The sequence below is a fragment of the Neisseria sp. HMSC069H12 genome (genome assembly GCF_001812735.1).
In the GTDB taxonomy this organism is placed as follows: Bacteria; Pseudomonadota; Gammaproteobacteria; order Burkholderiales; family Neisseriaceae; genus Neisseria; species Neisseria subflava.
This window is the reverse complement of sequence record NZ_KV810246.1, coordinates 116,465-141,934: the sequence shown is the minus strand read 5'-3', so window position 1 is coordinate 141,934 and position 25,470 is coordinate 116,465. Positions and strand designations below refer to the sequence as shown.

Annotated in this window: 20 protein-coding genes; 14 read left to right on the top strand and 6 right to left on the bottom strand. The window is 47.8% G+C overall.

Annotation, left to right across the window (positions count from 1 at the left end):
- Nucleotides 1-175: 175 nt before the first annotated feature.
- The 3 genes from HMPREF2872_RS03000 to HMPREF2872_RS02990 are packed head-to-tail and all read right to left on the bottom strand — an operon-like array spanning nt 176 to nt 3,104.
- Nucleotides 176-1,630 carry a LutB/LldF family L-lactate oxidation iron-sulfur protein gene (locus HMPREF2872_RS03000; protein WP_070631109.1) on the bottom strand — a complete coding sequence of 485 codons (1,455 nt, stop codon included), beginning with the start codon at nt 1,628-1,630 and terminating at the stop codon, nt 176-178.
- Entirely contained in the window at nt 1,627-2,328 is a 702-nt protein-coding gene (locus HMPREF2872_RS02995; protein WP_070631107.1) for a LutC/YkgG family protein, read from the bottom strand. Before HMPREF2872_RS02995 ends, HMPREF2872_RS03000 begins: the two co-directional genes overlap by 4 nt.
- The gene (locus tag HMPREF2872_RS02990; protein WP_070631116.1) at nt 2,325-3,104 is read right to left on the bottom strand and encodes a (Fe-S)-binding protein; all 780 of its coding nucleotides are present in this window, start codon (nt 3,102-3,104) and stop codon (nt 2,325-2,327) included. Before HMPREF2872_RS02990 ends, HMPREF2872_RS02995 begins: the two co-directional genes overlap by 4 nt.
- A gap of 667 nt (nt 3,105-3,771) precedes the next feature.
- On the opposite strand from HMPREF2872_RS02990, the gene HMPREF2872_RS11955 reads away from it, so the two are divergent.
- The 11 genes from HMPREF2872_RS11955 to clpP all read left to right on the top strand — a co-directional run bounded on the left by HMPREF2872_RS11955 (nt 3,772) and on the right by clpP (nt 16,057).
- On the top strand, nt 3,772-4,062 hold the full coding sequence (locus HMPREF2872_RS11955; protein WP_283118972.1) for a hypothetical protein: 291 nt from the start codon (nt 3,772-3,774) through the stop codon (nt 4,060-4,062).
- Nucleotides 4,037-5,674, top strand: a complete 1,638-nt coding sequence (locus HMPREF2872_RS02985) for an alpha-amylase family protein (RefSeq protein ID WP_283118971.1) — start codon at nt 4,037-4,039, stop codon at nt 5,672-5,674. The genes HMPREF2872_RS11955 and HMPREF2872_RS02985 overlap by 26 nt, the downstream gene beginning before the upstream one ends.
- A 154-nt stretch (nt 5,675-5,828) precedes the next feature.
- A complete protein-coding gene (locus tag HMPREF2872_RS02980) occupies nt 5,829-6,653 on the top strand; it encodes an amino acid ABC transporter substrate-binding protein (RefSeq protein WP_070631105.1) in 825 nt (274 codons plus the stop codon).
- Nucleotides 6,643-7,359 (top strand): amino acid ABC transporter permease, encoded by a 717-nt coding sequence (locus HMPREF2872_RS02975; protein ID WP_083311721.1) that lies wholly within the window; start codon nt 6,643-6,645, stop codon nt 7,357-7,359. Before HMPREF2872_RS02980 ends, HMPREF2872_RS02975 begins: the two co-directional genes overlap by 11 nt.
- Before the next feature lie 9 nt (nt 7,360-7,368).
- Nucleotides 7,369-8,136, top strand: coding sequence for an amino acid ABC transporter ATP-binding protein (locus HMPREF2872_RS02970; RefSeq protein ID WP_070631103.1), 768 nt, complete (start codon nt 7,369-7,371; stop codon nt 8,134-8,136).
- 166 nt (nt 8,137-8,302) lie between these two features.
- Nucleotides 8,303-10,222 (top strand): ATP-binding cassette domain-containing protein, encoded by a 1,920-nt coding sequence (locus HMPREF2872_RS02965; RefSeq protein ID WP_070631100.1) that lies wholly within the window; start codon nt 8,303-8,305, stop codon nt 10,220-10,222.
- 47 nt (nt 10,223-10,269) lie between these two features.
- The gene (locus HMPREF2872_RS02960; RefSeq protein WP_070631099.1) at nt 10,270-10,623 is read left to right on the top strand and encodes a nucleolar protein; all 354 of its coding nucleotides are present in this window, start codon (nt 10,270-10,272) and stop codon (nt 10,621-10,623) included.
- A gap of 36 nt (nt 10,624-10,659) precedes the next feature.
- Nucleotides 10,660-11,211: a hypothetical protein gene (locus HMPREF2872_RS02955; RefSeq protein ID WP_070631097.1), complete on the top strand. Its 552-nt coding sequence runs from the start codon at nt 10,660-10,662 to the stop codon at nt 11,209-11,211.
- Nucleotides 11,212-11,399: 188 nt separating this feature from the next.
- Nucleotides 11,400-13,844, top strand: a complete 2,445-nt coding sequence (locus HMPREF2872_RS02950) for a DNA translocase FtsK (RefSeq protein ID WP_070631095.1) — start codon at nt 11,400-11,402, stop codon at nt 13,842-13,844.
- A gap of 192 nt (nt 13,845-14,036) precedes the next feature.
- The gene (gene tig / locus HMPREF2872_RS02945) at nt 14,037-15,347 is read left to right on the top strand and encodes a trigger factor (RefSeq protein WP_070631094.1); all 1,311 of its coding nucleotides are present in this window, start codon (nt 14,037-14,039) and stop codon (nt 15,345-15,347) included.
- A gap of 89 nt (nt 15,348-15,436) precedes the next feature.
- Nucleotides 15,437-16,057, top strand: coding sequence for an ATP-dependent Clp endopeptidase proteolytic subunit ClpP (gene clpP, locus HMPREF2872_RS02940; RefSeq protein ID WP_049328347.1), 621 nt, complete (start codon nt 15,437-15,439; stop codon nt 16,055-16,057).
- 65 nt (nt 16,058-16,122) lie between these two features.
- Here the strand turns inward: clpP and HMPREF2872_RS02935 are convergent, their stop codons facing one another.
- Nucleotides 16,123-18,111, bottom strand: a complete 1,989-nt coding sequence (locus tag HMPREF2872_RS02935) for a site-specific recombinase (protein ID WP_070631092.1) — start codon at nt 18,109-18,111, stop codon at nt 16,123-16,125.
- 229 nt (nt 18,112-18,340) lie between these two features.
- A complete protein-coding gene (clpB, locus tag HMPREF2872_RS02930; protein ID WP_070631090.1) occupies nt 18,341-20,914 on the bottom strand; it encodes an ATP-dependent chaperone ClpB in 2,574 nt (857 codons plus the stop codon).
- A gap of 258 nt (nt 20,915-21,172) precedes the next feature.
- On the opposite strand from clpB, the gene trpS reads away from it, so the two are divergent.
- The 3 genes from trpS (at nt 21,173) to tpx (ending at nt 23,342) form a co-directional block, all read left to right on the top strand.
- Entirely contained in the window at nt 21,173-22,183 is a 1,011-nt protein-coding gene (gene trpS / locus HMPREF2872_RS02925; RefSeq protein WP_070631088.1) for a tryptophan--tRNA ligase, read from the top strand.
- Between the two features lie 81 nt (nt 22,184-22,264).
- Nucleotides 22,265-22,804 carry a hypothetical protein gene (locus HMPREF2872_RS02920; protein ID WP_070631086.1) on the top strand — a complete coding sequence of 180 codons (540 nt, stop codon included), beginning with the start codon at nt 22,265-22,267 and terminating at the stop codon, nt 22,802-22,804.
- A 43-nt stretch (nt 22,805-22,847) separates the two neighbouring features.
- Nucleotides 22,848-23,342 (top strand): thiol peroxidase, encoded by a 495-nt coding sequence (gene tpx, locus HMPREF2872_RS02915; RefSeq protein WP_070631083.1) that lies wholly within the window; start codon nt 22,848-22,850, stop codon nt 23,340-23,342.
- Between the two features lie 103 nt (nt 23,343-23,445).
- Here the strand turns inward: tpx and ftsH are convergent, their stop codons facing one another.
- On the bottom strand, nt 23,446-25,407 hold the full coding sequence (ftsH, locus tag HMPREF2872_RS02910; RefSeq protein ID WP_070631081.1) for an ATP-dependent zinc metalloprotease FtsH: 1,962 nt from the start codon (nt 25,405-25,407) through the stop codon (nt 23,446-23,448).
- Nucleotides 25,408-25,470: the final 63 nt, after the last annotated feature.

The window sequence follows — 25,470 nt, the reverse complement described above, 5'->3', positions numbered from 1 at the left end:
TATGAGTGTCCAAGATTTGGGGGCCAGTTCAAATCTTTCAGACGGCCTTTTTATTCAAAAGAACCAAAATACAATAATCAAATCAAATGCCTTTACAAATAGCGATGCTACACCAGCAGTATTCAATAAAAAATAAAACCTGAGGCTTTTATCCCCCAGGTTTTATTTTCAAGTCTTATGCTTTTTCTTGCTGACGTTTTCTTTCTGCCATCATCTCATGCAATGTTTGCTTGGCAGGTTTCATCGGAACATGGTTATTGGTCCAGCCCAACTGCTTGCTAGGCGTCAATGCACGGAATTTAGAGGCCGTCCAACCGAATGCACGGTAAGCTTTACTGCCGCTGAAAATACCGTTAAACGTACGCCATGCCATTTGTTCGCCAAAAGTATGCGATGCGCCTTGACCACGGATAGGATGTGGAACGGTTTCTGTTGGCGAGCGTTGCGCTTCAACACGCAGACGTTGCATTTGTTCGGTAATCGGAATGCGTACCGGACAAACTTCAACGCAGGCGCCACACATGGTACACGCAGTCGGCAGATCGCGTGTCGCATCCAAGCCCAACAAATGCGGAGAGATAATCTCGCCAATCGGGCCGGGATAAGTCGTACCGTAAGCCGCACCACCGATACGGGTATAAACCGGACAGTGGTTCATACATGCACCGCAACGGATACATTGCAAGGTACGGCGCATTTGATCTTCTGCATAAGCTTGGCTACGGCCGTTATCAAGCAGTACCAAGTGCATTTCTTGAGGGCCGTCCAGCTCTTCGCTACGGCGAGGACCGGTAATCATATTGAAATAAGTGGTAATGTTCTGACCGATGGCAGAACGTGGCAACAGACTGTACAAAGGCGGAACATCCGACAGCTTCGCAACCACTTTCTCAATACCGGTAATGGCAATGTGCACAGGCGGTACAGTGGTACTCAAGCGACCGTTGCCTTCGTTTTCGACCAGACACAAAGTGCCTGTTTCCGCAACGGCAAAGTTTACACCGCTCAAACCGACATCGGCAGTGCTGTAAATATCGCGCAAGGCTTTACGCGCAAATCCGGTCAACTGGTCTACATCGTCTGTTAATGGAGTGCCAAGATTTTGATGGAAAAGCTCGCTAACCTGCTCTTTGGTCTTGTGAATGGCAGGCATCACGATATGGGTTGGTTTCTCGCCGGCCATTTGAACGATAAACTCGCCCAAGTCGCTCTCAACCGCTTTAATGCCTTGATCTTGCAGATAATGGTTCAGCTCAATCTCTTCGCTGACCATAGATTTACCTTTCACCATCAGCTTACCGTTTTTATCGGTAATGATGTTGTGAATGATTTGGCAGGCTTCGGCAGGGGTTTCCGCCCAGTGGACTTTAACGCCTAACTTGGTCAGGTTTTCTTCCAATTGTTCCAACAATGCAGGCAATTTGGACAACGAACGTTGACGGACATGCTCACACAAGTCACGCAGGCTTTGCAGCTCTTCTTCATCAGTCAAAACGGCTTTGCGCTTGGTCATCAGCATATCCATCGCCGTGCGTAAGCTTTTACGCAGAGGCTTGTTTTGCAAAGAAATCGCAGCGTTTTGCTTGAATGTTTCCGGCTTCATATGGAATTTAATGGTTTGAGAACTCATGCTTTTTCCTCCAAATCGGCAGGGGAAATATGATCAGGCAGAACGGCCAAAACTACCAAATCGCGCGGACCGTGTGCACCATAGGCCAAAGTTAATTGAATATCGGCAGTCTTAGACGGACCGGAAATCAAAATAACGTTGGTAGGCATGCCTTTTTCTACCAGTTTTTCGCCTTCAACAGCATTATGGAATTCGTTGTACATTTTGCTGGTGTCAAACAGGCAGAAATGCACAGGCGGAACCAAACTCAGGCTGCGCGGCTCAACAGGGCTGGACTCCAGCATAATCGTACCGGTACGGGCAATACCGCATTTAGAGCCGCTAAAACCAGCCTCAATATCGGTAAAGAATTCGTTTTTCCAATCGTCGATTTTTCGCTCAAAACCACGCGATTCAATATTAGTATCGGCCAAAGCTGCACGGGCCAGCTGACCATGTTCTGTTTCCAATGGGAGCAGAATGTTTTTCAAGCCTTTGCCTTCGGCTGCTTGGCGGAAGACTTGCGGCCAGTTGGTTTTAGTAACCCAATAGATTTCCGTTTTGACGGCACGCATGGCAGCCGCCCAATGTTTCAAGCGTTCGACATCGTTTGCCCAAGAAACACCCATTTCACGGTAATAATCGAAAACCGGCGGCTCTTCCATCGGCAAGGCATCGGCTTTTTTCAATTTCGCTAAAATATTTTCGCGCGCGCTCATGCTTTACCTCCGGTACGTTCCAACAGGAAAGATGCAATATGTTTCGGACGTGGCATATTGGGTTCGTCTTTGGCAATTTTGCCTCCGATATTCATCATACAGCCGCAATCCGCGCTGATGATTTCAGTTGCACCTGTTTCTTTTAAGGCTGCAACTTTGTCGGTTACCATCGCGCCGGAAATATCGGCTTGTTTCACAGAGAATGTACCGCCAAAACCGCAGCACTCGCTTTCATGGTCGTGAACGATACGTTCAACATTTTCCATGCCGTCAATCAGCTGCCAGCCTGACAAATGGACATTCATCTCACGACGTGCCGCGCAGGAAGTATGAACGGCCACTTTAACCGGCTCGCCTTTATCTTCAGGTTTGTAACCAATCGCCAGCAGGAAGTGGGTAAATTCAATGATACGGTTGGCACAATCAATCGCTTTTTGCTCGTACTCGGTGCCTTTGAACAAAATCGGCCAGTGGTGTTTCATCATGCCGCCGCAAGAACCGGAAGGCACGACAATCGGCCAATTTTCAGGGAATAAATCCAGTTGCGCTTTGGCAACATCAAAAGCTTCTTTAGGATGACCTGACGAATAGGCAGGTTGGCCGCAGCAGCTTTGCTCCATAGGATAATGGATACGGATACCCTGCTGTTCGATTAAAGTGATGGCATCCATACCTGCCTCTGGCATGAAAAGGTCAAGAACGCAAGTACCGAAGAAATAAGCATCGGTTGGCTTGCTGTCGAATACGGTGATTTGTGGTGGTTTGATTGCGCTCATTTTTTTGGAACGGGACAACCCGTTTTCTTGTGTAAAAATAAGATGGGTACTTTAAGTAATTGCTTGTAATGGGTCAAGTCTAATTTTAAAAAATAATATTAAAAAAGCATGACAAACCAGACAAACACCTTTCCTTTATTAACTTGATAATCTACATAATAACCAATATCAACAACTGAATTTAAGGATTCATTTTTTAATAAATAAAAATCGTACATCCCCTCTCTCTCAAATCAGAATAACTGCCTTTTTATAGAATCTTGATTTACATCAGAAGTCATGAACTTAATCTCTATGACACGTTTTTAAACAAAATAAGCAACCCGTTATGCTGCACATATGTTTCAGACGGCCATACTTAGCATAAAAAGATGTCTAATATAATAAAAATAAAAGTTTTTTTCACAAGACTCAGGCCGTCTGAAAGATAAGTTCGTCAAAAGGCCGCTTTCCATATGCTCAATCCTACTTTTAATCAAAATCAAACACTTGAAAAATCATCGTTCCCAACCTTGAAAACCCTATACACACTCAAGCACTTCCAGTATTACTGTGACAGTTTCTTGACGCATAATTACAGTCTTAGCCGCCCACAATCGGCATGGATTTGCAAAAGAATTGAAACCAAGCTTCAAAACAATTTCACCTTAACTTCGGAGTAGGCATTATGTTGACCCAGACTCAACAGGTTGATTTGACCTTGCATCACCTTAAAGAACGCACCCTATCGATTTATACCCCCGAACAGCGTGCAAGTATCGAGACATCTGAAGACTGGAAACAGTTTGACAGACGACTTGAGGAACGCTTCCCCAAACTGATGCATGAGCTGGACAATGTTTACAACAACGAAGCCGTCCTCCCCATGCTGGAGCAACTGATTGCCCAAGCATGGCAAAGCTATTCACAACGCAACTCATCCTTAAAAGATATTGATTGCGCGCGAAAACGATCCTGACTGGATTTTGTCCAACAAACAGGTTGGCGGCGTATACTATGTCGATTTGTTCGCTGGCGATCTGCAAGGCTTAAAAGCCAAAATCCCTTATTTCCAAGAATTGGGGCTGACCTATCTGCACCTGATACCCCTGTTTAAATGCCCTGAAGGCAAAAGCGACGGCGGCTATGCAGTCAGCAGCTACCGCGACGTCAATCCGGCTTTGGGTACGATAGACGATTTGCGCGATGTCATTGCTGCGCTGCACGAAGCGGGTATTTCCGCCGTCGTCGATTTCATCTTCAACCACACGTCCAACGAACACGAATGGGCGAAAGGCTGCGCCGCCGGCAATCCGCTTTTCGACAATTTCTACTATATCTTCCCTGACCGCTGGATGCCCGACCAATACGACCGCACCCTGCGCGAAATCTTCCCCGACCAGCATCCGGGCGGATTCTCCCAATTAGAAGACGGACGCTGGGTATGGACGACGTTCAATTCCTTCCAATGGGATTTGAATTACAGCAATCCTTGGGTATTCTGCGCCATGGCGGGCGAAATGATGTTCCTCGCCAATTTAGGCGTTGACATCCTGCGCATGGACGCCGTCGCCTTTATTTGGAAACAAATGGGCACAAGCTGCGAAAACCTGCCGCAAGCCCATGCCTTAATCCGCGCGTTCAACGCCGTCATGCGCATCGCCGCACCTGCCGTGTTCTTCAAATCCGAAGCCATCGTCCACCCTGACCAAGTCGTCCAATACATCGGACAAGACGAATGCCAAATCGGCTACAACCCACTGCAAATGGCATTATTGTGGAACACCCTCGCCACCCGCGAAGTCAACCTGCTCCACCAAGCCCTTTCCTACCGCCACAACCTGCCCAACCATACCGCATGGGTCAACTACGTCCGCAGCCATGACGACATCGGCTGGACGTTCGCCGACGAAGACGCATCGCAATTCGGCATCCACGGCTACGACCACCGCCAATTCCTCAACCGTTTCTTCGTCAACCATTTCGACGGCAGCTTCGCGCGCGGCGTCCCTTTCCAATACAACCCCAACACCGGCGACTGCCGCGTCAGCGGCACTGCCGCCGCCCTCGCCGGTCTGGCGCAACACGACCCACACGCCGTTGACCGCATCAAACTCTTGTACAGCATCGCCCTGAGTACCGGCGGTCTGCCGCTGATTTATCTCGGCGACGAAGTCGGCACGCTCAACGACGACTGGTCAAGCGACAGCAATAAGAGCGACGACAGCCGCTGGGCGCACCGTCCGCGTTACAACGCCGAGTTGTACGAACAACGCCACGACGCATCCACCGCAGCCGGACAAATCTATCAAGGTCTGCGCCACATGATAGACATCCGCCAAAACAACCCGCGTTTGAACGGCGGCCGTCTGGTTACTTTCAACACCAACAACAAACACATCATCGGCTACATCCGCAACAACGCGCTTTTGGCGTTCGGCAACTTCAGCGAGCACGCGCAAACCATCAGCGCGCACACCCTGCAAGCCATGCCGTTTAAAGCGCAGGATTTGATCAGCGGCCAAACCGTTTCTCTGAATCAGGACTTGGTACTGCAACCCTATCAAGTCATGTGGCTTGAAATTGCATAAGCTGAATTTTTTATACATCATTCAAGGCTGTCTGAACAAATCAGCGTTCAGACGGCCTTTTAAGGCATAAGATGTATTTTGTATTTTGGGCAGTTTCGCTTAGAATGCACGCTTTAATACCAAATGACACACTTAAAGTCAGGAGTAAAAATCCATGTTGAAAAAATTCGTACTTGGCACCATCGCTGCAGTAGTTTTGGCTGCTTGCGGCGGAGAAGGCAGCAACTCAGCTTCTTCTGCTCCGGCACAATCCGGTGCGGCCTCCGGTTCACTGATTGAGCGTATCAACAACAAAGGTACCATCACTGTCGGTACGGAAGGTACTTACGCACCATTCACCTACCACGATAAAGACGGCAAATTGACCGGCTACGATGTCGAAGTAACCCGCGCAGTTGCCGACAAACTGGGCATCAAAGTTGAATTTAAAGAAACTCAATGGGATTCCATGATGGCAGGTTTGAGAGCCGGCCGTTTTGACGTAGTCGCCAACCAAGTCGGCCTGACCAGCCCTGAGCGTCAAGCGACTTTTGACAAATCCGAGCCTTACAGCTGGAGCGGTGCCGTATTGGTTGCCCGTAAAGACAGCAACATCAAATCCATCGACGACATCAAAGGCGTAAAAACCGCACAATCCCTGACCAGCAACTATGGCGAAAAAGCCAAAGCTGCGGGCGCAGAACTCGTACCGGTAGACGGTTTGGCGCAATCTCTGACCCTGATTGAACAAAAACGTGCCGATGCAACCCTGAACGACGAATTGGCGGTATTGGACTACCTGAAGAAAAACCCAAATGCCGGCGTACAAATCGTTTGGTCTGCCCCTGCTGACGAAAAAGTCGGTTCCGGCCTGATTGTCAATAAAGGCAATGACGAAGTCGTGGCCAAATTCAGCACGGCAATCAACGAGCTGAAAGCCGACGGCACACTGAAAAAACTAGGCGAACAATTCTTCGGAAAAGACATCAGTGTTAAATAATTTCCTTGCCTCTCTGCCGTTTATGACGGAAACACGCGCTGATATGCTCATCAGCGCGTTTTGGCCTATGGTCAAAGCCGGCTTCGCAGTATCTTTGCCTTTGGCGATCGCTTCTTTCGTTATCGGCATGATTATTGCCGTAGCCGTTGCTTTGGTGCGAATCATGCCCTCCGACAGCATTTTCCAAAAATGCTTGCTGAAGCTGGTTGAATTTTATATTTCCGTCATTCGCGGTACGCCGCTATTGGTGCAGTTGGTCATCGTATTCTACGGTTTGCCTTCCGTCGGCATCTATATCGATCCGATTCCTGCCGCCATCATCGGCTTTTCGCTCAATGTCGGCGCATACGCTTCCGAAACCATACGCGCGGCAATTTTGTCCGTACCTAAAGGACAATGGGAAGCAGGTTTCTCCATCGGTATGACCTATATGCAGACTTTCCGCCGCATTGTCGCGCCACAGGCATTCCGCGTTGCCGTACCACCTTTAAGCAACGAATTTATCGGCTTGTTCAAAAACACCTCGCTTGCCGCCGTGGTAACGGTAACGGAGCTTTTCCGTGTCGCTCAAGAGACAGCAAACCGTACTTATGACTTCTTGCCGGTTTATATCGAAGCCGCATTGGTCTATTGGTGTTTCTGCAAAGTGCTGTTTTTGATTCAGGCGCGTTTGGAAAAACGTTTCGACCGCTATGTCGCCAAATAAGGAGTTGTCATGATTAAAATCCGCAATATCCATAAGACCTTTGGCGAAAATACCATTTTGCGCGGCATCGATTTGGATGTCGGCAAAGGACAAGTGATTGTTATCTTAGGTCCTTCCGGCTCAGGCAAAACCACGTTTTTACGCTGTTTAAACGCTTTAGAAATGCCTGAACAAGGTCAGATCGAGTTTAACAATGCGCAGCCGTTAAGCATCGATTTTTCCAAAAAACCAAGCAAACACGATATTTTGGCACTGCGCCGCAAATCCGGCATGGTGTTCCAACAATACAACCTCTTTCCGCACAAAACTGCGTTGGAAAACGTCATGGAAGGGCCGGTTGCCGTACAAGGCAAGCCTGTCGCCAAAGCGCGTGAAGAGGCTGTCAAATTGCTTGAAAAAGTCGGTTTGGGCGATAAGATTGACCTCTACCCCTACCAACTCTCCGGCGGTCAACAGCAGCGTGTCGGCATTGCCCGCGCGTTGGCAATTCAGCCTGAATTAATGCTGTTTGACGAACCGACTTCCGCGCTTGACCCTGAATTGGTGCAAGATGTTTTGGATACCATGAAGGAATTGGCGCAAGAAGGCTGGACCATGGTTGTCGTTACGCATGAAATCAAATTCGCCTTAGAAGTGGCAACCACCGTTGTCGTGATGGACGGCGGAGTTATTGTCGAACAAGGCAGCCCGCAAGATTTGTTCAATCATCCCAAACATGAGCGGACACAAAAATTCCTGCGTCAAATCCGTGCAGACAATACCGATCTTCAAATTTAATTGAAACAACAGACAATTTGAAAGCCTTTCCGACTGTCATTTCATAAAGGCCGTCTGAATAAGTGAAATAGAAATCGTTGATTTCGTTTTCATACTTGTTCAGACGGCCTTTTATATGTCTTTTCAGGTAAAATAACGCCTTTTGTTTTCCCCCTTGCCTGCCATCATGATAGAAATTAAAAAACTCACCCTGCAACGCGGTTTGAAAGTCCTGCTTGATAAAGCCGATGCCGTAATCAACCCCGGCCAACGCGTTGGTTTAATCGGCAAAAACGGTACGGGGAAATCCAGTCTGTTTGCGCTGATAAAAGGTGAAATCACTCAAGATGGCGGCGAAATCCTTATTCCCAAAACATGGCGTCTGGCTTCCGTCTCTCAAGAAACGCCTGATTTAGATATTTCCGCTTTAGACTACGTTTTGCAAGGCGATGCCGAATTACAGGCTTTTCAAACGGCCTTAGCCCAAGCAGAAGCGCAAAACGACGGTATGAAGCAAGCCGAATATCACGCCAAACTTGAAGAAATCGATGCCTATACCGCTCCGGCACGCGCCGCCAAACTGCTTAACGGCTTGGGTTTTGCACAAGAAGAACATACCCGCCCCGTCAAATCTTTTTCCGGCGGCTGGCGTATGCGCCTCAACCTTGCCCAAGCACTGATTTGTCGTGCCGATTTGCTGCTTTTGGACGAACCGACCAACCACTTGGATTTAGAAACCGTATTGTGGCTGGAAAACCACCTTGCCTCTTTACCTTGCACGCAAATCATCATTTCCCACGACCGTGATTTCCTCAATGCGGCCACCACCCAAACCATCGAATTGTCCCAGCAAAAGCTCACGCAATACGGCGGCAATTACGATTTCTACCAAGCCGAACGCGCCCAACGTCTGGCGCAACAACAAGCCGCTTACGTCAAACAACAGGCACAAATCAAACATCTGCAATCCTTTATCGACCGTTTCAAAGCCAAAGCCACAAAGGCCGTACAAGCTCAAAGTCGCATGAAGGCATTAGCCAAGCTCGAGCGCATAGCCCCGGCGCATTTGGATAGCGAGTTTTCCTTTGAGTTTGCCAATCCAACCCACCTGCCCAATCCATTGTTGAAACTTGACCATGCCGACTTGGGTTATGGCGACAATACCGTTTTGCACAACATTACCCTGTCTTTGGAAAGCGGCGCACGTTACGGCCTGCTGGGCGTTAACGGCAGCGGTAAATCCACATTTATCAAAGCATTGGCAGGAAAAATCGATTTACTTTCCGGCAGCATCGTCCGCTCCGAAAAGCTCAATATCGGCTATTTTGCCCAACACCAACTGGATACCTTACGCGCCGACCAAAGTCCGGTTTGGCATATCCAGCAGCTTTCGCCCGAAGTCCGCGAACAGGAAATCCGCAACTTTTTAGGCGGTTTCAACTTTGTCGGCGATATGGCGGTTCAAAAGACCGAGCCGTTCTCCGGTGGGGAAAAAGCGCGGCTCGCCCTTGCCATGATTATCTGGCAAAAACCTAATCTGCTACTGCTTGACGAACCGACCAACCACCTAGACTTGGATATGCGCCACGCCCTGACACTTGCCCTGCAAAGTTTCCAAGGTGCATTGATTGTCGTTTCGCACGACCGCAGCCTGCTTGAAGCGACTACCGACAGCTTCCTATTGATTGATAAAGGCCATCTGAACAACTTCGACGGCGATTTGAACGACTACCGTCAATGGCGGTTGGCACAAGAAAACGCCGCAGCAGCCCCCGCCGCTTCTGCACAAAGCCAAAGCCGTAAGGATACAAAGCGCATAGAAGCACAAATCCGTCAGGAAAAAGCCAAACGCAGCAAACCGATTCAGCAGAAAATCGACAAAGCCGAAAAAGAAATCGCGCGTTTGACTGATATTCAGACGGCCTGTGAAGCATTTTTGGCACAAGAATCTGCTTATTCAGAAGAAAATAAACCCAAATTGCAAGAGACACTCGCACAATTAACAGAAACTAAAGTAAAATTAACGCAACTGGAAGAAAACTGGCTGCAATGGCAGGAAGAGCTTGAGCAAATCCAAGTTGATGTCGAAGCCGAGTTTTCCCAATAAAAATAGAGCCGTCAGGCCGTCTGAAATAAAACACAATACGGAAAAACATGACTTCAACCATCAAACAAGCCGGATACTTCTTTGTATCCTCTTTCGTCTTGGGCACTTCTCTTCACGCTGCCGCCGCAGTTTATTCCTGCGGCAACGGCAGCTATACTTCCGAACCCAAATCCTCCTGTGCACAGGCCGAATTGCCTAAAATCAGCGGCCATCAAGGCAGCGGTTACCACCTCAACATCCGCAGCCTCAACGCCTCTAATGAACGCGCAATTGCAAAGCCTAAGAAAAAGGCACGCGTGGAAAAATCCGATAAACAAGAGAAAAAAGCCGACAAACCGAGCAAAAACAAAAACAGTTCAAAAGCTAAAAAACAGCAGCCCATGCCATCTGAACAAGAATAAAATGCTCAACTGCAACGAATCAGCCCTACCTGAATCATGAAAAAATATCTGCTTACCCTATCCCTGCTGCCGCTTGCCGTTTTCAACAGCCAAGCACACGCCGCAAAAATCTACACCTGTGAAATCAACGGCTCAATTGTCTATACCTCGCGCCCAAGCGGAAACTGCCAAACTGTCAACGACTTACCGATTGTCGGCAAATACAGCAGCAGCCGATACGATGCCCCGGTTAGCGATGCGCCTACACTCGACGCGCCGACATCACAAACGGCTCCGGCAAAAAGCAAAAACACAGCGGCAAAATCCAACCACAAAGCAACACCCAAACCTGCCCCTGTCCACACTGCTTCTGAAACGGCTCCTCCTCCGGTTCCAAAATCCTCCGGTGTCAACAGTCGCCGCTCTATTTTGGAAACCGAGTTATCCAATGAACGCGCGGCTTTGGCCGATGCCAAAAAGCAACTGAGCCAAGCACGGACAGCCAAAGGCGGCAGCGTCAATCAACAGGCCATCAGTACGCTGCAAGGCGCTGTTTTGGATAGGGAAAAAAACATTCAAGCCCTCCAGCGCGAACTGGGCAGAATGTAAGTCCAAATCAATCAAAACATCAGGCCGTCTGAACAGGTGGAAACGAAATCCAATATTTTCGTCACGCCAAACAGACGGCCTGCATCCTATAATGATTACTCCCGTTTCAATTTCTTGTGCCTAGTAAATACGGTATAATTTGCCCTTTACGCACATTACCCCCGGTCTTTTCAGACGGCCTTTATCTCATGACTGCAAAATCTTCTAAAACCCAAACAAAAAAACACGTCTCTACCAAACCGGCAGCCAAACCGACTACACGCAAATCCACTAAAGCACAAACTCAAGCCGACAATAAAGTCTCCCAACGCCTGAAAGCCGCCAAAGAGCTGCAAAAAAATGAAGAAAAAAAAGCGCGTCCCGAGCATGTCGTTAACTTGATTAATGATGCTTTATGGCTGTTTGGCTTGGTTATCACCATTTATCTGGCCATTTCTCTGGCCAGCTTCAGCATGGACGACCCTGCATGGTCGCGCAGCGTTCCCAAAAGCAATGATGTCGCCAACCTCGGCGGCCTCTTTGGTTCCTATCTTTCCGATGTCGGATATTATTTGTTCGGCTTATCGTTTTGGTGGTGGATAGCCGCCTCCTGCGTCTTCCTCTACAAAAATTTCCGCCCCATGAAAAAGCAGGAAAACCACAAGCCCTACAATCACGGCGTAGCCGCTTTGGCATTGTTTCTCCTGCTGGTGTGCAGCCCGATTATCGAACATTTCCTGTTTGACAATGCATTGAGCGAATCCCTTCCCGTCGGTGCGGGCGGCTTAGTCGGCTTGTTGGCCGGTTCAGGCTTGGCTTGGCTGTTGGGCAAATCGGGCAGTCTGTTAATTATGCTCGTAATGTTGCTTTTATCCATTTCCCTGCTGGCTCAGGTGTCATGGTTGGAAGTCATGGCCAAATCCGGCAGCCATATGGGCGGTCTGTTTGGCAATTTGATGAAAAAACTGTCTCAATTCCAAAATAAAAAAGAAGATATCCGCACCGAAGCTTTGGAAACTCAAAATACGCGCCGCATGGTTAAAGAGGCCAAAACCATTACCGCCACTCCGGTTGCTCCGTTGGCAGGCAGCAGCAGCAACCGTAAAACCGTTGCCGTATCCGTTGCGCCGCCTCCTAAAATCCAAACTTCCCTGTTTGACGATACTGAACCTAAAAACAACGGCGAATACCACAAACCCAACATAAACCTATTGCGTATGCCGTCTGAAGAACCGGTCGCCGTCAATCCGGATGAATTGCAACAAACCGCAGAATTGATCGAAGCCAAGCTGGCTGAATTTGGTATCGGCGTACAGGTTGTTTCCGCCACTTCTGGCCCCGTGATTACCCGCTACGAAATCGAACCGGCACAAGGTGTCAAAGGCAGTCAAATTGTCGCCCTGTCCAAAGATTTGGCGCGCTCAATGTCTCTGCAAGCTGTACGCATCGTAGAAACCATTGCCGGTAAAAACACCATGGGCATTGAATTGCCCAATGAGAAACGCCAAGACGTGATGTTGAGCGAAATCCTCTCTTCACCCGTATTTACCGACGCCAAGTCCAAACTGACTGTTGCCTTGGGTAAAGATATTGCGGGTACGCCCGTTGTCGGCGACTTGGCAAAAATGCCGCATCTTTTGGTCGCAGGTATGACCGGCTCAGGTAAATCCGTCGGTGTGAACGGCATGATTATGTCCATGCTCTTCAAAGCCACGCCCGACGAGGTTCGCTTCATTATGATTGACCCGAAAATGCTGGAATTAAGCATTTACGACGGCATTCCGCACCTGCTCTGTCCGGTTGTGACCGATATGCGTGAGGCTGGACAAGCGTTGAACTGGTGTGTTGCCGAAATGGAAAAACGCTACCGCCTGCTCTCTCACGCCGGCGTGCGTAATTTGGACGGCTTCAACCAAAAAGTCGAACAAGCCAAAGCAGCAGGCAAACCATTACTCAATCCGTTCAGCTTAAATCCTGACGATCCTGAGCCTCTGGAAAAACTTCCGTTGATTGTGGTTGTTATCGATGAGTTGGCAGACTTGATGATGACCGAACGCAAATCCGTTGAGCAGCAAATCGCACGCCTTGCCCAAAAAGCACGTGCGGCAGGCATTCACATGATTGTCGCCACCCAACGCCCGAGTGTCGACGTGGTTACCGGCCTGATTAAAGCCAACATTCCTACCCGCATGGCCTTTACCGTACAAAGTAAAATCGACAGCCGCACCATTCTTGACCAAATGGGTGCAGATGAATTGCTCAAATACGGCGACTCGTTATTCCTGCAACCGGGCAACGCAGAACCGACACGCCTGCAGGGTGCATTTGTTTCTGATGATGAAGTACATCAAGTCGTCAATTTCGTCAAAGAACAGGCTCCAACCAATTATGTTGAAGGCCTGCTCAGTGGCGAAGCGGCCATCGAAACCACCAATATTGTCAATCCGAACGCAAACAGCGATGAGCTATTCGATCAAGCCGTTGCCTTCGTATTGGAGAGCCGCAAGACTTCCATTTCTGCCCTGCAACGCCAATTGCGCATCGGCTACAACCGTGCCGCCAATTTGATAGATGCGCTTGAAAATGCCGGTGTCCTCTCTCCGGCAGACATCAACGGTAGCCGACGGATTCTGGCACAAAAAGACCAGCTGTAAAAAACAACAATATCGAAACGAAAAGGCCGTCCGAAAAGAATTTCCCACTTTTCAGACGGCCTTTTTATGTTATTCGTGAAACATTGTGTTATACTAAGCAGCTAAATTTTGACCTTATGCACGCTTCCGAAATTCTTCGGAATACTGAGCAGAAGGATAACCGTTTAAACACAACAAATTTAAGGGCTTACGATGAGCGTAACTGTTGAAACTTTAGAAAATCTGGAACGCAAAGTAGTATTGTCTCTGCCTTGGTCCGAAATCAACGCAGAAACTGAGAAAAAACTGAAACAAACCCAACGCCGTGCAAAAATTGACGGCTTCCGTCCGGGTAAAGCACCGTTCAAAATGATTGCCCAAATGTACGGTGCAAGCGCACAAAACGACGTTATCAACGAATTGGTACAACGCGAATTCTACGAAGTTGCCGTTGCCCAAGAATTGAAAGTTGCCGGTTACCCACGCTTTGAAGCCGTTGAAGAACAAGACAATCAAGAGTCTTTCAAAGTTGCCGCTATTTTTGAAGTTTTCCCTGAAGTAACTATTGGCGACCTGTCTGCCCAAGAAGTAGAAAAAGTTACTGCGATTGTTGGCGATGCCGAAGTTGACCAAACTGTAGAAATCCTGCGTAAACAACGCACCCGCTTCAACCATGTTGATCGCAAAGCCCAAAACGGCGACCGCGTCATCATCGACTTTGAAGGCAAAATCGACGGCGAACCTTTCGCTGGCGGTGCGTCTAAAAACTACGCTTTCGTATTGGGTGCAGGTCAAATGCTGCCTGAATTCGAAGCCGGTGTTGTCGGCATGAAAGCCGGCGAAAGCAAAGATGTTACCGTAAACTTCCCTGAAGACTACCACGGTAAAGATGTTGCCGGTAAATCTGCCGTATTCACCATCACTCTGAACAACGTTTCTGAAGCTACTTTGCCTGAAGTTGACGCAGACTTCGCTAAAGCTTTGGGTATTGAAGACGGCGACGTTGCCAAAATGCGTGAAGAAGTGAAGAAAAACGTTAGCCGCGAAGTTGAGCGCCGCATCGGTGAACAAACTAAAGAATCTGTAATGAACGCCCTGCTCAAAGCAGCCGATTTGCAAGTTCCTGTTACTTTGGTCAACGAAGAAGCCGCCCGCTTGGCAAACGAAATGAAACAAAACTTCGTTAACCAAGGTATGGCTGACGCTGCCAACTTGGATCTGCCTTTGGATATGTTCAAAGAACAAGCAGAACGCCGCGTTTCTTTAGGCCTGATTTTGGCTAAATTGGTTGAAGAAAACAAACTGGAACCGACTGAAGACCAAATCAAAGCCGTTGTTGCCAACTTTGCTGAAAGCTACGAAGATCCTCAAGAAGTTATCGACTGGTACTACGCAGAGCCTTCCCGCCTGCAAGGCCCGACTTCTTTGGCAGTAGAAAGCAACGTTGTTGATTTCGTTCTGAGCAAAGCTAAAGTAACTGAAAAAGCGCTGTCTTTTGACGAAGTAATGGGCGCACAAGCTTAATTGCTCTAAGGCCGTCTGAAACAGACAATCAAAAGCACCGAAGCGCTTTAAATGCTTTGGTGCTTTTCCATCATTAACAGGAGACAAAAATGTCCTTCGATCTCAATAATTACCTTGTCCCTACCGTTATCGAACAAAGTGGTCGCGGCGAGCGCGCATTCGACATCTACTCACGCCTTTTGAAAGAGCGCATCGTTTTCTTGGTCGGCCCGGTGACGGACGAATCTGCCAACTTGGTTGTTGCGCAATTGCTGTTCTTGGAAAGTGAAAACCCTGATAAAGATATCTTCTTCTATATCAACTCTCCGGGCGGTTCGGTTACTGCAGGTATGTCGATTTACGACACCATGAACTTCATCAAGCCTCATGTTTCTACCTTATGCTTGGGCCAAGCGGCAAGTATGGGCGCATTCCTGTTGTCCGCAGGTGAAAAAGGCAAACGCTTTGCCCTGCCAAACAGCCGTATCATGATTCACCAACCGCTCATCAGCGGCGGTTTGGCCGGTCAGGCTTCCGATATTGAAATTCACGCTAAAGAGCTGTTGAAAATCAAAGAGAAACTGAATCGCTTACTCGCCAAACATTGTGACCGCGATTTGGCCGACTTGGAGCGCGATACCGACCGCGACAATTATATGTCTGCCGATGAAGCTAAAGAATATGGTTTGATTGACCAAGTTTTGGAAAACCGCGCCTCTCTGCAAGCCTAATCTTTATCGGTTTTAAATTAAAAGGCCGTCTGAAAAGTATATATTCGGACGGCCTTTCTTCAATCTTACTTCGTGTTATCTTTGTTATTCACTTGAACCGGATACAACAAAATCAAAGGATTGGCTTTCACTTGACTCCAGAAGCTCTTCAGCAGATTACGCATACTGCCCAAACGCGTGCCGCGAGAACGAAGCGCAACAGTCAAAGCCAAAGAAAAGCTGACCACCAGATTCACCATGCCGATTGCCAATACACTTGCCAAGCCAAGAATAAAAGTGAATATATCTGTATGACCGCTAATCGCGGCATAACCCAAATTTGCCGAAGAGAACGCCACATGGCGAATATCCAGCGGCAAGCCGAAAAGATGGCCAAAATAGCCGGTCATACCCAAAAGCATACCGAAAATAAAATTGCCCATAAGCGATCCGTAATGCTTATGAATATAAGCGGCCAAATGGCGGCGCGGCTGTGGACGCATGATTTTTCGTAAAAACGGATTAAATGGCAGACGCTGACGCAGGTTCAGATAATCGGAACGGTTGTCAAAGAAGCCGGCAATAATCCCCGAGCAAAACAACCATACACCGGCAATAGCGGCATACCATAAAGTCGGCTGGGTAAAAATCTCAATAGATTTAAGCTGGTAGGCTGTAACCGCTTCGTTCAACAAGGGCTGGCCATGCGTGTAGGCATAACCCCAAGCAATCCCCGCCGCCAACAATACGGCAATCGATACATTGCCAAACACGGCAACACTTTGCGAACGGCACACATCAATCAGCAGTTTTGCCAACTTGTTGTCCACCGCTTTGCTGCCTTCAATTGAGTCCACCTGCTCGGCAAAGCTCGCCGCCGTCATGGCAGGCTGCTTGGTCGCAACAGTGCAATGCAGCATATGAATCAGCATAAAGCCTAAACCGTAGTTAAGCCCGGCAAGGAATGAAGTAGTAAACTCGCCGAATCCTAAAGACGCAATATGGATTTTATTCAATGCCATCAAAGCAATAATCACGCCGCCTCCTGCTGCGGAATAAAACATTTTGAAATATTCGCTACGGTTGCGCGTAATGTAATGCTCACCATGATGGCTTTTGTTTTCCGTAATACTGCGCGCCAGCATTCGGATACTGCTTTTACGCAAGTGGCTGGTGCTGTATTGCTCTACCGCCGCATAAATCATCGCATTCATCAGATTAATGGTTAAGCGGGTACGGCTGCCGGTTTCGATTTGAATATTGGTCAACAGTTTCAGACGGTCTATGGTTTGTTGCAGGCGCTCCAACAAGTGCGCAACTTTCACTGACGAGCCAGACCCTGCCCCAGTCCCTCTACGACGCAGATACTCAATTTGCTTGTCGCACTGGTCAAACATGACCTCCAAGTGCGCCGTATCGTAAGTTTCTTCGCTATGGCGATAGTGTTCAACCAATTTTGCAATTTCACGTTGCAAAGCAACAAATGCCGAATCCGCCTCCAACAAACGGGGGGCGATCCGTATTAAATCCGGCTCAATCGCTTCGGAAGCAATCCAAATAGACAGCATTTCCACTGCACGCAAACGGGCATCTGCCAACTGTCGGCTGGCCGTCTGAAGCAAAGCAGGATCCGCTTTACCCTGCAGCAATTCATACATGCTCAACCATTGACGCAAACTCAAAGTCTGCAACCATTTATCATCGTTTTTCGAATGAAAAAGATATAAAAATACTTCGCGCAGATTGGAAAAATCTTTATAAGACGGGCTGAAACGTTCGTAAATCCGTATGCCCATTTCCCGAGTAAAACTATGGCGCGAGAAAATACCCAGCTTAATCAGCGCAGGATAGATGTGAACCTTGGACAACCATGCATAGAAGCGCAGGCTGAATTGACGGCATAAAGCATCGTCTTGTTTTAAAGTAGATAAAATCAAATCGAAACGCTCGGAAGCCTGTTTTTTACCTCCTCGGCGCAAAAATTTGATTAATGCATTGAGAATAAGAACAAAGTCGGTATCATTTAAGCGCTCCGACAAAACAATGTGAAGATTTTGATTAGTCAGTTTTTGCATTGTAGTATTATTACACAAAATGAGATATTTAGCAAGAACCTCGGCAAACAGGTCGGATTATATCGCATTCTTTATCAACCGATGGCACAAGATTTTCGATTAATATTCTCTAAAATTCAATGAATAATCAAATTACATAACAAATATATGATGTGAATCAATAACTAGGAAAGGCCGTCTGAATTCTTTCAGACGGCCTTTTACAACAGCATACTACATTGTTTTAACCTTATGCAAACAAGAGCTTACCACCCTCTTCTTTAACATGGATTGTGCTATCCGGTGCATATTTACCTTCAAGCAATGCTTTTGCCAGCGGGTTTTCGATTTCTGACTGAATGGCGCGTTTGAGCGGACGGGCACCATACACAGGATCAAAACCGGCTTTAGCAATCAGATCCAAGGCAGCATCATCGACTTTCAGATGCAGATGTTGTGCTTCCAAACGTTTTTCCAAACCTTTAAGCTGGATTTTCGCAATGCTGCGGATATTGGCCTGATCCAAACCGTGGAACACGACTACTTCGTCAATACGGTTGATCATTTCAGGACGGAAATGTTCTTTCACATCCTCCATCACAACTTCTTTTACCGCTTCGTAGTCCTGAGTACACATTTGTTGGATATGTTGGCTACCAATATTGGAAGTCATCACGATAACGGTATTTTTGAAGTCCACGGTTCGACCTTGTCCATCGGTCAAACGGCCGTCATCCAATACTTGCAGCAAGATGTTGAATACATCCGGATGGGCTTTTTCCACTTCATCCAAAAGAATCACGCTGTATGGTTTGCGGCGGACTTGCTCAGTTAGGTAACCGCCTTCTTCGTAGCCGACATAGCCGGGAGGCGCACCGATTAAGCGGGCAACAGCATGTTTTTCCATGTATTCAGACATATCGATACGAATCAGATGATCTTCGCTGTCAAACAGGAAACCTGCCAATGCCTTACACAATTCGGTTTTACCCACGCCGGTCGGGCCTAAGAACAAGAAGCTGCCATAAGGTTTATTCGGATCGGCCAAACCGGAACGGCTACGGCGGATAGCATCGGACACGGCGCGCACGGCTTCATCTTGACCGACCACGCGGCGGTGCAATACTTCTTCCATTTTCAGCAGCTTGTCGCGTTCGCCTTCCATCATTTTGGACACGGGGATGCCGGTCATGCGCGATACGATTTCGGCCACTTCGTCTGCGCCGACTTCGGTGCGGAAAAGTTTGTTTTGTTTTTTGCCATCGGGGTTGCTTTCCGCCGCCTGCAACTGCGCGCCCAATTTCGGCAACTCGCCGTATTCGAGTTCGGACGCGCGGGCGAAGTCGCCTTGGCGTTTGGCTTGCTCGATTTTGACTTTGATGTCGTCCATCTGTTTCTTGATGTCGGCGGTGCTGGAAGATGCCGCTTTTTCGGCTTTCCAGATTTCGTCCAAATCGGCGTATTCTTTTTGCAAGCCGTCGATTTCTTCGTCTATCAGCTCCAAACGTTTTTTGCTGGCGTCATCGCTCTCTTTGGCAACGTGCATTTTTTCCATTTTGAGCTGAATGATGCGGCGGTCGAGTTTGTCCATCTGCTCGGGTTTGCTGTCCAGCTCCATTTTGATACGGCTGGCGGCTTCGTCAATCAAATCAATCGCTTTGTCGGGCAGGAAGCGGTCGGTAATGTAGCGGTCGCTCAACTCTGCGGCGGCAACGATGGCGGGGTCGGTAATGTCGATGCCGTGGTGGATTTCATAACGCTCTTGCAAACCGCGCAGAATAGCAATGGTATCTTCCACACTTGGCTCGCCAACCAATACTTTTTGGAAGCGGCGTTCGAGTGCCGCGTCTTTTTCGATGTATTGACGATATTCGTCCAAAGTAGTCGCACCGATACAGTGCAATTCGCCGCGTGCCAAAGCCGGTTTCAACATATTGCCCGCATCCATTGCGCCGTCGGTTTTGCCCGCGCCAACCAAGGTATGGATTTCGTCAATGAAAATCAAAGTGTTGCCATCGTCTTTAGCCAAGTCGTTCAACACGCCTTTCAAGCGTTCTTCAAATTCGCCGCGGTATTTCGCGCCGGCAATCAAAGCCGCCAAGTCCAGAACCAAAAGGCGTTTGTTACGCAGGGATTCAGGTACTTCGCCGTTAACAATACGTTGCGCCAAGCCTTCAACAATAGCGGTTTTACCCACACCTGGCTCACCAATCAGCACAGGGTTGTTTTTGGTACGGCGTTGCAATACTTGAATCGCACGACGAATTTCATCATCACGACCGATAACAGGGTCGAGCTTACCATCACGGGCGCGTTGAGTCAGATCAAGTGTGTATTTTTTCAAAGCATCTCGTTGGTCTTCGGCATTCGCATCGTTCACGTTTTGTCCTCCTCGTACCGCATCGATTGCGGCATTGATATTTTGTTCGGTCGCACCGGCTTCTTTCAAAATGTTGCCGGTAGCATCATTCTGCTGAACCAAAGCCAGCAGGAAAAGTTCGCTGGCGATATAGGCATCGCCGCGTTTGGTTGCAGCCTTGTCCATCAAGTTCAATACAGCTTGCAGCTCACGGCTAGGCATAATATCGCCGCCTTGACCGGATACTTTTGGCAAGCTGCTCAAATGTTGCTGCAAACGTTGTTTTACTTGAGGCACATTCACGCCTGCATGAGCCAGTAACGCAGCAGCACCACTGTTTTGATCGTCAAGCAACGCTTTTAAGATAAAGCCGGCCTCAAGGTAGCTGCTGTCCGCAGCCAAAGCCAAACTTTGACCTTCTTGCAGAGCTTGCTGGAATTTAGCAGTCAATTTATCAAATCTCATTTTACGTTCCTCTTCAAATATATTCTGTTAGAGCCTATATAAGCGCAAATGTGGATAACTCAATAGCTATTTACTCCATTAATCAAAAATTTTTACTATGTTATTGTTTTATAAAGTTTTATTTTTATAATTTTATGTGCATAACTTTTATTATCCAGTTACCCTTTGCCCAAAAGGCCGTCTGAAAAATCAAGAATAATCAGGTATAATCGGCACCATATTTATTTTCAGACGGCCTTTGTGCCGAAGGATACTTTCATGAGCAAAAAACGAGTTTTAACAGGCGTTACCACAACAGGTATTCCACACTTAGGCAACTATGTCGGTGCCATCCGCCCGGCTATCCGCGCGGCGCAAGATTCCAATACTGAATCATTCCTCTTTTTAGCCGACTATCACGGCATCATCAAATGTCATGAGCCGGAAATGATTCATCAATCTACTCAAGCTGTTGCCGCCACATGGCTCGCCTGCGGACTCAATCCGGAACAGACCACTTTCTACCGTCAAAGCGACATTCCCGAAGTGATGGAGCTAAACTGGATTCTGACCTGTATCACCGCAAAAGGCCTGATGAACCGCGCCCACGCTTATAAAGCCGCAGTACAGACAAATACCGAAAACGGTCAGGAAGATCCGGATCACGGCGTGGAAATGGGTCTGTACAGCTACCCTATCCTCATGACTGCCGACATCCTTATGTTCAATGCCCATGAAGTACCAGTCGGTCGCGACCAAATCCAACACGTTGAAATGGCACGCGATATTGCCGGCCGCTTCAACCACCGCTTCCAAGAACTCTTCACCCTGCCAGAAGTAAAAATCGACAAAAATGTCGAACTCTTGGTCGGCTTAGACGGACGCAAAATGTCCAAGTCCTACGGCAATACCATTCCGCTTTGGGAAAACGACAAGAAAACCCAAAAATCGGTCAACAAAATCATCACCAATATGAAAGAACCCGGCGAGCCGAAACAGCCTGATGAAAGTCCTCTGTTTGAAATCTACAAAGCCTTCTCCACGCCGTCTGAAACTGCCGAGTTCACGCAAATGCTGGCCGAAGGCCTTGCTTGGGGTGAGGCCAAGAAACTCTTGGGCGCAAAAATCAATGCCGAACTCGCAGAGCCGCGCGAGCGCTACAATGAATTGACCGCCAAACCCTCTCAAATTGAAGACATTTTGCAGTCCGGCGCACAAAAAGCACGTAAAGAAGCACGCGAATTGTTGGATAAAGTACGCGATGCAGTAGGTATTCGTCCGTTGAAATAATAGCAAGGCCGTCTGAAAATTTCAGACGGCCATAATATCGTTTATTATTTAAAATATAATCGTTTTTCTAGGGTTTCTTATATGAAAAAAACCTTTCCCCTTATCTTGCTCAGCCTTTCATTGGCTGCCTGCGGCGGTAAATCTGAAGATAATGCAGCCAATGATGCTGCTTCAGGCAAAGCGCCAAAGCCTACCTTCAAAGTTAAATATATCGATGAACAAGCCATAGCCGGTTTGGATTTAGGTACAGCTCAAGAAGGCGAAACGAAAGAAGGTAAAAAACAACGCACCTATCCGATTAACGGCATAGAGGGTGGCGTCATCAATCTGATTGGCAAGCACCCTACCGACTTAGAAGTCATCAGCGGCCAATGCATGGAAAAAAATGAAAAAGGCATTTCAGCCGGCTGGTCAGCCAACGGCATCTGCCACACTGCCTTTGCAAAAATGGTGGACAATATTGCCCAAGACGGCAGCAAACTGACCGACTATCTGATTTCACACGCTGCTTTGCAACCTTATACCGAAGGCAAAAGCGGTTATGCCGCCGTACAAAACGGCCGCTATATTTTAGAAATTGACAGTGAAGGCACGTTCTATTTCCGTCGCCGTCATTACTAAACTCCTGACCATCCTATTTTCCCCCTGACACAAGGACTGAATCATGGCCCAAGTTACTTTCCAAGGCTCACCTATTTCTACAAACGGCAATTTGCCCGCTATCGGCCAAGTTGCACCTGATTTCACATTGGTAGCGGCAGACCTATCTGAGAAATCATTGGCTGACTTTGCAGGTAAACGCAAAGTGCTGAATATTTTCCCCAGCATTGACACCGGCGTATGCGCCCAGTCCGTCCGCACTTTCAACAAACGTGCCTCTTCGTTAGAAAATACCGTCGTCTTGTGTATTTCTGCCGATTTACCGTTCGCACAAGCCCGTTTCTGCGGCGCAGAAGGTTTGGAAAATGTAGTGACACTTTCTACATTCCGCAGCAGCTTTTCTAACGATTACGGTGTTACACTGACAGAAAGCCCATTACGCGGCCTGACTGCCCGCGCAGTGGTGGTTTTAAATGAGCAAAACCAAGTTCTCCACGCTGAATTGGTTTCTGAAATTGCGAACGAGCCTGACTACGAAGCGGCTTTGGCTGTTTTGTAATCAACCAAATAAAATCAGGCCGTCTGAAAATTTTCAGACGGCCTTTTGCTTATCTTAAAAATAAAAACGGTAGCTTAAAAGCTACCGTTTTCTGTTTCAAACCTTATACAGATTTATCTGTTTTGTCTGCTTCTACTGGCTCAGTATTCTGAACCTCATTTTGCTCAACAGGTTCAACAGCTTCAGCAACAGGCGCTTCAGGCTCTTCTACTTTGTCATCGCGGACATTGTGGCTGTAATCCTTAGGCGGACTAGGCTGTTTACCGGCCATAATTTCCAAAACTTGGTCTCGATCGATGGTTTCCCAATCCATCAGCGCTTTGCACATGGTTTCCATCTTATCGCGATTTTCATCCAAGATTTTGTAAGCGACTTGGTATTGCTCATCCAAAATACGGCGGATTTCCGCATCGATATCTTGTTGGGTTTTCTCGGAAATATTTTGAGATCGGGTTACGCTGCGACCCAAGAATACTTCGCCTTCGTTCTCAGCATAAACCATCACACCCATTTTGTCGCTCATACCATAACGCGTTACCATCTCGCGTGCCATTTGAGTTGCACGCTCAAAGTCGTTAGATGCGCCGGTAGAAATACGGCCGACAAAAATATCTTCAGCAATACGGCCACCAAACAAGATTGAGAGCTGGCTCAGCATTTGGTCTTTGTACATGCTGATACGGTCACGCTCAGGCAGCTGCCAAGTCAAACCCAATGCACGGCCACGAGGCATAATGGTTACTTTGTGAACAGGATCGGTAAACGGCAGGCTTTCCGCTACGATGGCATGGCCGGCCTCATGATAGGCTGTCGCACGTTTTTCATCTTCGTGCATCACCATGCTGCGACGTTCCGGACCCATGTAAATTTTGTCTTTCGCATCTTCAAAGTCACTTTGATCGACTTTAACTTTATTGCGGCGGCCGGCAAACAAAGCTGCTTCATTGACCAAGTTTGCCAAATCCGCACCTGAAAAACCAGGGGTACCGCGTGCTAAAGAAGTCAAATCTACGGATGCATCCAAAGGTACTTTTTTAGCGTGTACTTTCAAGATTTGCTCACGGCCACGGATATCAGGTAATGGAACAACGACTTGACGGTCAAAACGGCCCGGACGCTGCAACGCAGGGTCAAGTACATCAGGACGGTTGGTTGCTGCGATCACAATAACGGTTTGGTTGCTTTCAAAACCATCCATTTCAACCAACAATTGGTTCAATGTTTGCTCACGCTCGTCATTACCACCGCCCAAACCGGCACCGCGCTGACGGCCGACAGCATCAATTTCATCGATAAAGATAATACATGGCGCGTTTTTCTTGGCCTGCTCGAACATATCGCGGACACGGCTCGCACCGACACCGACAAACATTTCTACGAAGTCAGAACCTGAAATACTGAAGAATGGCACACCGGCTTCACCAGCAATCGCTTTAGCCAGCAATGTTTTACCCGTACCAGGGCTACCGGCCAACAAAATACCGCGCGGTACACGACCACCCAGGCTTTGGTAACGGTTAGGCGATTTCAGATAATCCACGATTTCTTGTACTTCTTCTTTTGCCTCATCACAACCGGCAACATCGGCAAAAGTCACTTTATTGGAATCTTTGTCCAACAAACGTGCACGGCTCTTACCAAAAGAGAATGCGCCGCCTTTACCGCCACCGCCGCTTTGCATGCGCATGAAGTAGAACCATGCGCCAATCAACAACAAAACAGGCAACAGGCTGTAAAACAGACTGGCCAACATGCTTGGTTTTTCTTCCGGAGTCACTTTGACGCGTACTTTGTTGTCCAACAGTGTTTTAACCAAGTTGTCATCCAAAGGCGCATTGGTATAGAAGGCAGTTTTATCGGTGCGCTCACCTTTAATCAGATAGCCGCTGACAACAGATCCTTCAATATTGACATTGGATACTTCGCCACTATTAACTTGCTGAATAAATTGAGAATATTCGATTTGCTGTTTATCTTCCTGCTTATCGCTGAGTGCATTGAATGCTGCTAAAAGCATAGCACCACCCACTACCCAGACTAATATGTTTTTAATGGTATTCCCCACTGAACAGGCTCCATGGTTACAAAATAAATAAAATCAAGGGAAAGAATTTTAAAGCACCCACCC